Annotated in this window: 4 protein-coding genes, 1 tRNA gene and 2 pseudogenes; 1 reads left to right on the plus strand and 6 read right to left on the minus strand. The window is 41.6% G+C overall.

Translation table 11 applies throughout. The features are described 5' to 3' along the window. Positions 1-99: 99 nt before the first annotated feature. The 5 genes and pseudogenes from cas1 to carA all read right to left on the minus strand — a co-directional run. Positions 100-876, minus strand: a pseudogene (gene cas1, locus RDP42_RS01150) (type II CRISPR-associated endonuclease Cas1); the annotation flags it as partial. After that, positions 873-5,372, minus strand: a complete 4,500-nt coding sequence (gene cas9 / locus RDP42_RS01155; protein WP_308762187.1) for a type II CRISPR RNA-guided endonuclease Cas9 — start codon at positions 5,370-5,372, stop codon at positions 873-875. The pseudogene cas1 and the gene cas9, both read right to left, overlap by 4 nt. Positions 5,373-5,557: 185 nt before the next feature. Further along, positions 5,558-5,758, minus strand: a pseudogene (locus RDP42_RS01160) (antitoxin HicB); the annotation flags it as partial. A 697-nt stretch (positions 5,759-6,455) separates the two neighbouring features. Next, entirely contained in the window at positions 6,456-9,683 is a 3,228-nt protein-coding gene (gene carB / locus RDP42_RS01165) for a carbamoyl-phosphate synthase (glutamine-hydrolyzing) large subunit (protein WP_308762188.1), read from the minus strand. Between the two features lie 22 nt (positions 9,684-9,705). Continuing rightward, positions 9,706-10,782 (minus strand): glutamine-hydrolyzing carbamoyl-phosphate synthase small subunit, encoded by a 1,077-nt coding sequence (carA, locus tag RDP42_RS01170; RefSeq protein WP_308762189.1) that lies wholly within the window; start codon positions 10,780-10,782, stop codon positions 9,706-9,708. A 615-nt stretch (positions 10,783-11,397) separates the two neighbouring features. Between carA and RDP42_RS01175 the strand changes: the two genes are divergently transcribed. Next, a tRNA-Thr gene (locus RDP42_RS01175) sits at positions 11,398-11,470 on the plus strand. Positions 11,471-11,831: 361 nt separating this feature from the next. On the opposite strand, the gene RDP42_RS01180 is transcribed toward RDP42_RS01175, so the two are convergent. Next, on the minus strand, positions 11,832-12,662 hold the full coding sequence (locus RDP42_RS01180) for a fimbrillin family protein (RefSeq protein WP_308762190.1): 831 nt from the start codon (positions 12,660-12,662) through the stop codon (positions 11,832-11,834). Between the last annotated feature and the right edge of the window lie 9 nt (positions 12,663-12,671).

Consider the following 12,671-nt stretch of genomic DNA (forward strand, 5'->3'; position numbering starts at 1 on the left):
CTACTACTTCTTCTCGTGTCATCATAACTTTGCTTTTTGGACGTAAAGTTAATGATGGAAGTTGGAGACAAAAATACGTGGTTTACCGAATGCTTACGCTTCTTTGGTAAGATCCAGAGTATTTTTAGCGTATAAGTTATAGACAATCTGGTCTACAAACGGTCGATAGGGTTCCATAATGTCATCAGCCAAGCAATAGGCGTTATATCGGTTATGATGGTGAATTCCTAATGTGGGCAATAAACCACTTGTTACAAGACTCCGTGCAATTACTGCACGGAGAATGGCATAACCATAGTTTAAAAGGTTATTGGGAGGAATGCCATCCCGTTCTCTTGTGAATCCTTCAATGTGGTGAAAAAGTGTTTTCCAGTAAAAGGCTGCGGCTCGGGCTTCAAGGTTATCAGGATCACCACTACGGACATCATTAGCCCATATACGCATGCATTTGATGTCTTCTTCTATGCATGAGTTCAGCACAGCGGCCTGATTATTGATTTTAGATTGGATGGTTTGTTGCCATAGTTGTTTCTTTAAAGGAAGAGAAGCATCCAGTTGCTTTCGGAAACGCTCGTTTTGAGTCGTATTCCCATAGAGGGGAAGCATTAACCCTACGGGCATACTCTTGCTATCACAGGTGATAAGGGCACAATTATTTTCGAGTAGGGCTTCAATAGCTCCTGAAGTGATTGTGATTTGTTTATTATCTAGTACAACTACTCCTATGTCTTCAATCGGTCGTGTGATTTCAGATTGACGCTTCATTGTTTCCGGAAGTGAAGTACTTTTCTCCACCTCCGGTAATTTTATGACGAGTTGGGCATTCCGTAGAGATAGGTATGCCGGATTCCCAAAATATAATGTTTTCTTTATCATAAGTTAATCGATGAAGTTATATTTCCTAGTCTATCTATTTTAATAGGAATGCATGTTTCCTTTATAGATAATTTTTCATCTGAGAACTCAGTTTTATTAAGTGAACCATATTCTACTTTATCTACCAATATGTTGGCGATGTAATATGGAATTACATAAAGTCTATTTCCTGTACAGCTCACCATCTTGTAAATCCTGTCTGTTTGTATTGGTTGATTAATGTACCCACATTTTATTTCCTCTTGAGTTGGAACATATACTAAATCATTAGGAGACAATACATATTTAGGCGGATTTCCCTTACCGTCTTCAGGGGTCGGTGATAATCCTTTTTTCAGCCGTTCAATGACCACATTTAATGGAATAGAAGCAAAGCTACGTTTGCGTTCTGTTTCGTATATGGCAAAAAATAAGTTTGTATTTTGTGCTGCTTCTACGAATTGTGTGGTTTTATTGCCGGTTTGTCCTATTGCAAACTTTACAGCTTGTTCGTATGTCCTTACCTTATATATAGGTTGATGCCACTTGCCATTGTTTAAGGATATAATGTTTTTGTTCATCCATTCAATGCCTTCAGGGGAAAATGCTTGATTGGGATCGTTATTATTTTGTTCTAAATGACGAAGTAGAATCTGTTGGATTCCTGTGTCTGCAATTTTTTCCTCGATTTTCTTTTTATCGAATTTTGCATTTATGGACTCACGGCTTGCAAAAAAGCGTTCTTTTCCCTCTTTTGTGAAAGAATAGAATTGGATTCTCTTCAGGTTTACATCTTGCCAAATATCATTATTTTCCTCAAAATATTTTTTGATTTGCTTTTCGTTGAGTCTTTGTTGCAATAATTCTTTGATTTTTTTCTTTAAATCTTTTTCTACAATCCTTTGTGGATTTTCTAGTGCAGCTTTTAGAGGGACGGTGGTTATTTTGCGTAAATTAATCTCTCCATATACAGTCTCTTTGTGCATGGGTTTACGGATAGCCCAACTGTCTCTTGTTTCTTGTACACATTGTACTTTTTTCCCGTTTTGATAACGGAAATAGTGATTAGTCGTTTTATTGATGATACGTAAATTTTGCTTGAAACTGACAATCATGTTCGCCAGGGTTGCATAAACATCTTGGGTAAATGTTTCCCACGGTTTGTTTATTATCCATTGATAATTCCCTGAAGCATCGGTTTTTGTCTTTTTACATAAAATCTGACGCAGGTCCAGGCGTGAGATTTTTGCATTTTTGCTGGCTGATTCATTGTTTAGATAATTGACTATATTCCGATTGGCACAGGCTATGACAATGGCATCCATGGCATGATGGCGGTGGTCAATACGCTTTTTATTGAATCCCTTTTGTAATGCTAATGGCATGGCTGGGATTATCTTATTGTTAGTATTGGTTGTGGTGAAGTGGTCGCTGTTTGTAATTTCATTTAACCGTAGGAAACGAGGCAGAATAATTTTATTCCATACATCATTGACTCCCCAGTCTTTTTTCAGGCGGTCGGTAACGCCTCCGGTACAGACAATGATATTTTTGGAAGTGGCCTCAGATTCTCCTTCTTCACGAACAATATTCGATAATAGTGATTTGATAAACTTGCTGATGTAACGACTGTCGTTTAACTGCCTCTGGATAAATTGTTCAGGAATATCTTCCATCAATAGTTTCTTCATTTTGGTAGGGTTGTATGAGTAGTGTTCTTTTACAAACAGCTCGTAGGCCTCCACGGTTTGTATTTTTACTTTTTGCCCAAAGCCTAATTCTACTATTTTTCCTGGGTAGTTCTTTATGAATTCATAGCCTAACATATTTCCTTTGAGCTTGTTGACCTCTGCTTCACAAATAACTTTATTCGTGAATGAGTCGTCAAAATAGCGAGACTGTGGAATGACATGTTCAATTTCATAGGCCGGAGTAAATAATTTGCCCAACGGAATCATGGCTCCAGTATAAGGTGAACGATATTTCTGCTCTAGCCAGCATTTGTAGCGTAATACATCAGAAGTAGACGGGCGTTTCTTTGCATCTGTCTCATTGAATTTTTTCAGGATAGTGGCTATCTCTTCTGGCATATTTTTAGCTGATTCATTTAAGACTTCTTCTTCATATATGCGTAATAAATCTTGTTGGCTGGGAGAGTGGGGACGTACATTCTCGATTTCAAATTCCGGCTTTGCAAACTCAGTGAGAAGTGCCTTGATACGCAGATTGGTATTTTCGTTTTCTTGTATTTGCTGAGTGAGTCTTTTGCGTTTGTCGGCAGGATTCTTCATTTCACGTCCCAATTCGACGTGAATTTCATCGATATGACCTATTTGTTTCCATATATCGCGTACAGTACGTAAAGTTTCCATTATAATCTGCTCCACGATAGGATTGTGCAGTGAATGTTGCTTGAATGATTGCAAGTAAGCATCAATATCTGACGGTTGCTGCCATTTCGTAATGTCTTTTATTTCAGAGTGTCGGTTATATACAATATAGCATGCTAACCATGTAGGCAGTCCCTGAAATGAAGAGAGGCTATCTAAATGGATAGTTTTTTCCTTTATTCTGCTTGCGGTTACTTCGTCCATTTCTCCATTCAGAATTTGATGAATACGGTTGAGGGTTGCATTATCTATTGATTCAGAACTCCAGTATTTTCCCATTCTCATGAGAGGAAGTAGTCTTTTGAGGGCTTTGGCAGAATAGGAGCCATAGTCTTTTTTGAATGGCGGTATTTGTTGGAAAATATCTGCAAACTTATCTCCCAACTTATTTTTATCAGCAAAATGTAGCAACGCTTGCCGGAGCTCTTCTTTATCTGAAATGGAATATAAAATATGCCAAAGTTTTTCTTCCATATCGGTAGTCAGAAGCGATTGGTCTATACCTGCTTTTCCCCAATAGAATAGTATTCTGGAATGTGTCTCATTGCAGGGATATGTTTTATCCTCCACGTAATTCCAGCGATAGTTTGCCACATTTTTCTTTAATCCAAATGCCGGATATTTGAGAAATGCATCTTGTTTGATTTCTTTCTTTTGGTTGAGCCAATCAATAAGATTCACATAATCGTCTGCATTTTTCAGAAATTCATTGGTTACGTCTATGTCAGTGGTGAACTTTCCATTGAGGGTTCCTTCTTTTTGATAGATTCTCAAATTGGACAGGAACTGCCAAAGACGAAATTCCTGGAAAAGAGGATGAGATTTGGCAATACATTTCACAGGGACAGTATGGATTTCTCCGTTTTCCTTATCTACATAAGTATGCTCCTCATACGGACAATCGCTGATGAGTGATTTCTTGCTTTTCAGTGGACGTTGATAGAATATGACATCCTCAATGAGCAATTTGGACATACTATATTTAGAAATTGTATTGCGATGTGCTTCGTTGCTGGGATACAACTCTTCAATGCAGGCTTGCAACAAGTTTTTGTCCTGTAGTTCGGGGTGGAACTTTTCTTGTGTCGTTAGTATTTGATAGAGTTCTTCCTTGTAATACTTACGTTCGATGGTGCGAATCAGTTTTCCTCGAATTTTTTGGTCGGGTGCTTGTAATAATGTATCGTAAATATAAGTACCAACTTTCTTTCCTGAAGTATTCAGGTCTTTTTCAGTCTTGGCTTTGACAAGTCCCCATTGTTCTTCCCATTCCTTCTCAGTGGGAATCTTAAAACGGCGGGCGAGCTCTCCATTTTCATCACATTTGTCATTTCCGTTTTTATCCAAATCTATGCTTACAATGATATCTTTCTTTTGGCCTTTCCAGTCAGGCATGTTTTTCCCAAACCATTTACCTTTTTCTCCATTTGCTAAAGTGAGGGTAAATATTTTTAATCCTTTAGAAGTTTCTCCAGTATCAACGATTTCTGTTATAATTTGATTGTCAAAATATTGCCTTGTCTTAGGTGCGGGCTTTTCGGCTTCTTCTTCCCGTAGTTGGTAGTATCCTCTTTTTTGGTTGAAATTTAGAAGAATCCAAGCCAGTTCTTCTTTCTCTATTTTTTGTGTAAGGGCTTTTTTGCGTAGATAGAATAAAGTCCAGTCGTAAGGTACCTTTTTAGCACTTCCATCTTTTTGTGAAAAGTCTTTCAGCATTTCTTGAAAAGATTTTTGAAAGATAAAGTGTGGTAAATGGTTTGCTCCTTTTTCCCAAGCTAGCTTTGGCTCTGAATTAGCTATAAATTTTCCATATCGGTCTAATTGAGCAGCGTAATGGGGTGGGAGGAACCCTAATAGTTGCAATACGCGGTGTAGTCTTTCCCGGCGAAGCTTTTTTCGTTCATATAATCGTCGGGTATTGCGGTATTGTGTGCGGTTGGCTGTTTGTGAAACGGTATTTCCTTTATTGAAATCTCCTAATTGGGCGGCATCCATAGGAATAATTCTGCTGCCTGCCGCGTTGATTCCTATGAGTTGTTCTTTTTGAGTGTTTTCATCAGTTGTGGCATTAATAACTGCCCATCCTATGCTGTTGGTTCCTAAATCTAATCCTAAAATGTGCTTCATAACTTTGGTTTATTTGGTTGTTTTTCAAAGCTACTAACTTTTTATGAGAAATGTTTGTTTCTCCCGTTTTTTCTTCCTAGCTTTGTAATACTAAAATGAAGCAAATCACAATAAGGATTATTCCGTTGTGAAAACATTTAGGCTCTTGCCCATCGTCCTTTATCGGTGGGCTTTTTTTATGTCGTTTCTGTTTTGAATCTCAGTGTAAATTCTCCTTTGAGCATTTCACAAGGATTTGGGTTTTCTTCCAGATATAAATCAATGGCTTCTGTCATGTGCTTTTCAATCTCTTTCAGATTATTGCCTACTGTAATAATAGGAACTCCTTTGATGTAGGCACTCAGGTTGCTACCTGCGTTTTCTACAATTACTTCTACTACTTTCATGACTGTTATTGCTGTATGGAAAAAATATGGACTTAATAAGCATACACATTGTAAAGCTATCTACTCTTCTGGTGCTTTACCAGCCCAAAAGGCCATGACCGAGGCTACGGTTCATTCGTGGATACATCGTGTACCTTATGGAATGAAATAAAGTCCTTCCACGTGGAATTTTCTCACAATATTGTAAAGATTTATTACCGGGGAAGGACTATTGATAAAAACATGTGTAACTTCAAAAGTTATATCTATAAACTGATTTTAAAATCAAAAAAGTATCTTATAGCCACTCCAATAATGATTGCCACCAGTCCGATGACTATATCACTCATGTTCCATTTGCCTCCATAATAATGGCATCTGTCTGAATTTTCTTTCATTGCGAGTAAGATGACACCTACCGACGGAGAAAACAAAATGGTAGCCAAAAGGTAGGTCACAAATCCAATTATATTATTCTTCATATTGTTTAAGTTTACTGAATTAGATTACGATGTTACCTAGATTCTTGTGAAGCTGCAAACACAAAGGTTGTTCAAGGTGTTCCGGCATAAAGAATATTTTTGCGCAAATGTAATCATATATTCTTTTATAACAAGTTAATTTGCGTCGGATGATAGATGAAAAATCCCCTCCCAAACTCATTTATAACGGAGAGTTCGGGAGGGGATAATTTTATCTATATCTTCAGCTGTACGGATTATTTATATTCGTCCCAGCTCTTGATTGCGATGTCGTCGATGCTCATCGTGCAGAAGGCATGGATGAAGGCGCTTGCCAGACGGGCATTCGTAATCAACGGAATGTTCAAGTCGATGGCAGCACGGCGGATCTTGTAACCGTTGTCCAGCTCGCCAGCACTCAAATCACGCGGAATGTTGACTACCATGTCGATTTCCTTCTTGTGTAACATTTCCAGTGCCTGCGGTTTGCCTTCTTCGCTCGGCCAGAATACACGGGTATTCTCAATGCCGTTTTCAGTGAGGAACTTGGAAGTGCCACCTGTGGCAAAGATGTTGTAGCCTTTATCCTTCAATTCATGGGCAGCTTTCAGCATTTCCACTTTCTGCTTCGGTGTACCGGTAGACATCAGGATGTTCTTTTCCGGAATGCGGTAGCCTACGGAAAGCATGGATTTCAGTACGGCGCAAGAAGTGTCTTCACCGATACAGCCTACTTCACCGGTAGAAGCCATGTCGACACCCAGTACCGGGTCGGCTTTCTGCAAACGGTTGAAAGAGAATTGGCTGGCCTTGATACCTACATAGTCGAGCTCGAAGAGGTTCTTTTCCGGCTTTTCTACCGGCAGACCTAACATGACTTTCGTAGCTAGTTCGATGAAGTTGATCTTCAATACCTTGCTGACAAACGGGAACGAACGGCTGGCACGCAGGTTACATTCAATTACCTTGATGTCGTTTTCGCGGGCAAGGAACTGGATGTTGAACGGACCGGAGATGTTCAACTCTTTCGCAATCTGGCGGCTGATGCGCTTGATGCGGCGTACGGTTTCTACATACAGTTTCTGTGGCGGGAACTGGATAGTGGCGTCACCTGAGTGAACTCCGGCAAATTCGATATGTTCACTGATGGCGTAGGCAACGATTTCACCGTTCTGTGCCACGGCATCCATTTCTACTTCCTTGGCGTGTTCGATGAACTGGCTGACTACTACCGGATGTTTCTTGGACACGTTGGCAGCCAGCTGTAGGAAGCGTTCCAGTTCTTCCTGGTTGGAGCATACGTTCATGGCAGCTCCGGAGAGTACGTATGACGGACGAACCAGTACCGGGAAGCCAACTTTCTGAATGAAGGCGTTGATGTCTTCCATGGAAGTCAGAGCGCTCCATTCCGGCTGGTCTACGCCGATGCGGTCGAGCATAGCCGAGAACTTGTCGCGGTCTTCTGCGTTGTCGATGCTCTTGGCAGAAGTTCCCAAGATGTGGATATGCTGTGCATCCAGACGGAGAGCCAGGTTGTTCGGAATCTGTCCGCCGGTAGATACAATTACACCGTGCGGGTTCTCCAGGTCGAGGATATCCATCACACGTTCGAAGGTCAGTTCGTCGAAGTACAGACGGTCACACATATCGTAGTCGGTAGATACGGTTTCCGGGTTGTAGTTGATCATGACAGAACGGTAGCCTTCCTTGCGGATGGTGTTCAGTGCCTGTACGCCGCACCAGTCGAATTCTACGGATGAACCGATACGGTAAGCACCTGAACCGAGTACGACGATGCTCTTGTGGTCGCCCAAGTAGTGTACATCGTTGGCTACACCGCTATAGGTCAGATACAGGTAGTTGGTCTGTGCCGGATATTCAGCGGCCAGTGTATCGATTTGTTTTACTACCGGAACGATACCTACGCTCTTACGGTGCTTGCGGATGTCGAGGATGGCATCTTCCATATCGCCTTCGTAACCGATGGCGCGTGCCACCTGGAAGTCGGAGAATCCCTGACGTTTGGCTTTATAAAGGAGTTCGTTCGGAAGCTGTGACAGCAGTTTGTGGTTGTTGCCCCACTCGTGCAGCTCTTTGGAAGTCTGCATGATGTTCATCAGCTTGTCGAGGAACCATTTGTCAATCTTGGTAAGGTTGTGAATCTGGTCTACAGTATAGCCGGCGCGCATGGCTTTTGAGATGACGAAGATACGCTTGTCGGTCGGTTCGCGCAGTGCCTTGTCTACATCGGCAATCTGAAGTTCCTTGTTTTCCACGAAACCGTGCATGCCCTGGCCAATCATACGCAGACCTTTCTGGATGGCTTCTTCAAAAGTACGTCCGATGGCCATGACTTCACCTACTGACTTCATGCTGGAACCCAGCTCGCGGTCTACGCCGTGGAACTTACCCAAGTCCCAGCGAGGAATCTTACATACCACGTAGTCCAATGCCGGTTCGAAGAAGGCTGAAGTGGTCTTTGTTACCGAGTTCTTCAGGTCGAACAATCCGTAACCCAGACCCAGTTTGGCAGCGACGAAAGCCAACGGATAACCGGTTGCTTTAGATGCCAAAGCAGAAGAACGGCTCAGACGGGCGTTTACTTCGATGACACGGTAATCTTCTGATTCCGGGTCGAAAGCGTACTGTACGTTACATTCACCCACGATACCGATGTGGCGGATGATGCGGATGGCCAGTTCACGAAGTTTATGGTATTCGCTGTTGGTCAGTGTTTGTGAAGGTGCGATAACGATACTTTCACCGGTGTGGATACCCAGCGGGTCGAAGTTTTCCATGTTGCAGACTGTGATACAGTTGTCGAAGCGGTCGCGCACTACTTCGTATTCCACTTCCTTCCAGCCTTTCAAGCTCTTTTCTACCAATACCTGCGGAGAGAAAGAGAATGCTTTTTCGGCCAGCACGTTCAGTTCTTCTTCGTTGTCGCAGAAGCCGGAACCCAGACCTCCCAGTGCGTATGCTGCACGGATAATGACCGGATAACCCAGTTCCTTGGCAGCGCGACGGGCATCTTCGAGGTTTTCTACCGCTTCACTCTTGATGGTCTTTACATTGATTTCATCCAGTTTCTCTACGAACAGTTCACGGTCTTCTGTATCCATGATGGCCTGTACCGGAGTACCGAGTACGCGGGCATTATATTTTTCGAATACACCTGCTTTATAGAGAGCCACACCGCAGTTCAGGGCTGTCTGTCCACCGAATGACAGCAATACACCGTCGGGACGTTCCTTGGCGATGACTTTCTCTACGAAATAAGGAGTGACGGGCAAGAAGTAGATTTTGTCGGCCACACCTTCTGAGGTCTGCACGGTGGCAATGTTCGGGTTGATCAGGATGGTTTCGATACCTTCTTCCTTCAAGGCTTTCAGGGCCTGTGAACCGGAATAGTCGAATTCGCCTGCTTCACCGATTTTCAGGGCTCCTGAACCTAACAGCAATACTTTCTTTATGTTATCTTTCATTGTTTTCTTCGTTTTTAATGGATTACAGCAACTTTACAAACTCGTCGAACAGGAATTCGGTATCTGTCGGACCGCTGGCAGCTTCGGGGTGGAACTGTGCAGAGAACCAAGGGTTCTTCTTGTGGCGGATTCCTTCGTTGGAGCCGTCGTTCATGTTGATGAAAAGCGGTTCCCAGTCGGCTCCCAGGGTGTTGTTGTCCACTGCATAACCGTGATTCTGTGAGGTGATGAAGCATTTGTCTGTACCTACCAGACGTACCGGCTGGTTGTGGCTGCGGTGACCGTACTTCAGCTTGTAGATTTTAGCGCCGCCTGCCTTTGAAAGCAGTTGGTTACCCATACAGATTCCGAAGATAGGGAGTTTCTCGTTCTGCATGGTCTTGCGGATATTCTGTACGGCAGCGTCGCAAGTGTCAGGGTCGCCCGGACCGTTGGAAATGAACAGACCGTCGAATTGCAGGGAGTTGAAGTCGTAGTCCCAAGGCACGCGGATAATTTCTACGTCGCGTTTAAGCAGGCAACGGATGATGTTGGCTTTCACACCGCAGTCTACGAGTACTACCTTTTTCTTGCCTTCGCCTTCGTTGTAACGGATGATTTCTTTGCAGGAAACCTTATCTACATAATTTACGCCGGCATAGGTAGCTTCAGGGATGTTGTTGGGTTCGTCGTCGAACACGATTTTTCCCATCATCACACCGTGTTCACGCAACACCTTGGTCAGTTCACGTGTGTCGATACCTGTGATGCCCGGAATCTGTTCACGCTTCAGCCAGTCGGCCAGGCTTTCTACCGCATTCCAGTGTGAATACTTTTCGCTATAGTCGCTCACGATAATCGCTTCGGCATGGATTTTTTCGCTTTCCATGAAAGTAGGCAGTCCGTTTGCTTCGAACGTGAACGGAGGCACGCCGTAGTTACCAACCAGCGGATAGGTCAGTGTCATTAACTGACCGGCATACGAAGGGTCGGTCAAGCTCTCGGGGTATCCGGTCATTGCAGTGTTGAATACCACTTCACCGGCTACCGGTTTCTCATAGCCGAACGACTTGCCGTGAAAGCGGCTCCCGTCGTCGAGGATCAATGTTACATTTCTCATCACCTTATTATTCAAATAATCTTTTATATCTTGTGTCTATTCTTTTATCTCCGCATATACGAAAAAACGCCCGAATTTGCCGAAAAGCAATTCCGGGTGTAAAATATAAAGGGAAACTCAAATATTCAGGAAACAAATGACATGAGGGAAAAAGAGAATGGCTTCCGGCATTCATCCAGCCCGCCGGAATTCCGAATATGTGTGTATTATTCTTTCTATGTCTTAACCAGTAATCCATCAAACTCTTTTGTCACGTCATAATTCGGAGTGCAAATATACACATTTCTGTTCAAATGAAAAGGGGGATTGCCGAAAGTTTTTCCAAAAATCTTTCTTTTTCTTTTCTTTATTTCTTTTTCTTGTCATTTTCTGCTTTCCTTATTTATAGGATAGGGGAGCAATTCATTCTGCCGTTGTTCTTTTTGCGGGTAAAAGTGTGGAACCGTGAAGGGGGGGATATACGACGCAGCATTGAGGTGTCAAATCTTCTCTATAGGGTATGAGGAGGGGGGTATGTGGATAGAAAAAATGCAGTTTCCTTGAAAAAAAACACGTTTTTGTTTGGCAAGTTTCAGGAAAACTGTAATTTTGCAACCGTTTTCAACGAAACGCGTTGCCGAAATAACTCAGTTGGTAGAGTAACTCATTCGTAATGAGTAAGTCGCGGGTTCGAGTCCCGCTTTCGGCTCCGATTGGAATCCACTTAATATCAATGTATTAAGTGGATTTTTTATTTGTTTTTTTAAGGATAATTGTAAGGAATCAAGGATCAACGTAAAAATCTGAGGGATTCGTTGATTCAGCATAAATTTTAGCAAGCCTGAACAAAAAGAAGTAAGTATTCGGTAAACTTCAGGTATTGAATCTTTATATACAATAATAGCGACTGTCACTATAAACCTTGTTCGGTAAAAGATGTATTTGTCCGAATGCTTATAGAAATAATAAATAATCCTTTTTATTGGCATCAAATAAAAACTGAGCCTAAAAGTCATATTCATTACTTTTAGGACTCAGTTTTTGTAATAGTGTCTCCCTTCAAAAATGGATTATTTTGTATAAGCAGTGCAAACTACAGAGTTTGCCCCTCTACTACTATCAATGTTAACATAGATATTCTTAATCATCCCTAAATTTAGTTTTATATCGTTTGATGCAGTAACACTATATGTTCCGATATTTGTTTCTATCATAGCAAATTTAGTATCTTTCTTTATTATTTGATACGGTAATATTGCTTTATAAGATTTATTGCCATTAGTACACATCGTAACATCATCCCTATTACTCAATGTAGTTATGACATTATTCTCCATATCAAATTTCACAGAATATTTAATGTCAGTCAGTGTAACACTATAAACTTCAATGTCCGAATATTCCAGATTCACTACTGTTTTCGATAATAGATGATGAAAATTTAGGTCAACCAATTGCGAATTACTTGATTCATTCGTAAATGCAATCATCAAATCACTGAGGGTATAATCAGAGTAGTCACTTTGATCCTTCCTACATTCAAATGTATATTGGCCTTCTATATTAGAGTCATAAGGATAGAGAGCATAATAGAACAATTTATCATTTTTATCTTTCAGTTCAATACCCTCGCTCATGGCAGAAAAATTACTGCCATTATAATAATAAGGAACATTTTGGGCATAAGCATAATCATCTACATTGCCAGGCGTATTATATCCATTGTCAATCATGGCAAAAACGCTTATTTTATCATTCTTGTCAAAACTGGTATCAGTAGCTCTTGATTCTGACACGCACGTATTGAAACTAACATATTGAGCTGTTTCAGGCATACTAATCTCAGAACAGGCATAGAAAGCAAATATCGGAATCAGATTTATAATCTTGTAGGCTTTCATAATTCTCTG

Source organism: uncultured Bacteroides sp. (assembly GCF_902472605.1).
GTDB lineage: Bacteria > Bacteroidota > Bacteroidia > Bacteroidales > Bacteroidaceae > Phocaeicola.

What these genes read in the sequence shown, in the direction of transcription:
- cas9 (WP_308762187.1), bottom strand. Translation starts at nt 5,372, where the DNA reads ATGAAGCACATTTTAGGATTAGATTTAGGAACCAACAGCATAGGATGG.
- carB (WP_308762188.1), bottom strand. Translation starts at nt 9,683, where the DNA reads ATGAAAGATAACATAAAGAAAGTATTGCTGTTAGGTTCAGGAGCCCTG.
- carA (WP_308762189.1), bottom strand. Translation starts at nt 10,782, where the DNA reads ATGAGAAATGTAACATTGATCCTCGACGACGGGAGCCGCTTTCACGGC.
- RDP42_RS01180 (WP_308762190.1), bottom strand. Translation starts at nt 12,662, where the DNA reads ATGAAAGCCTACAAGATTATAAATCTGATTCCGATATTTGCTTTCTAT.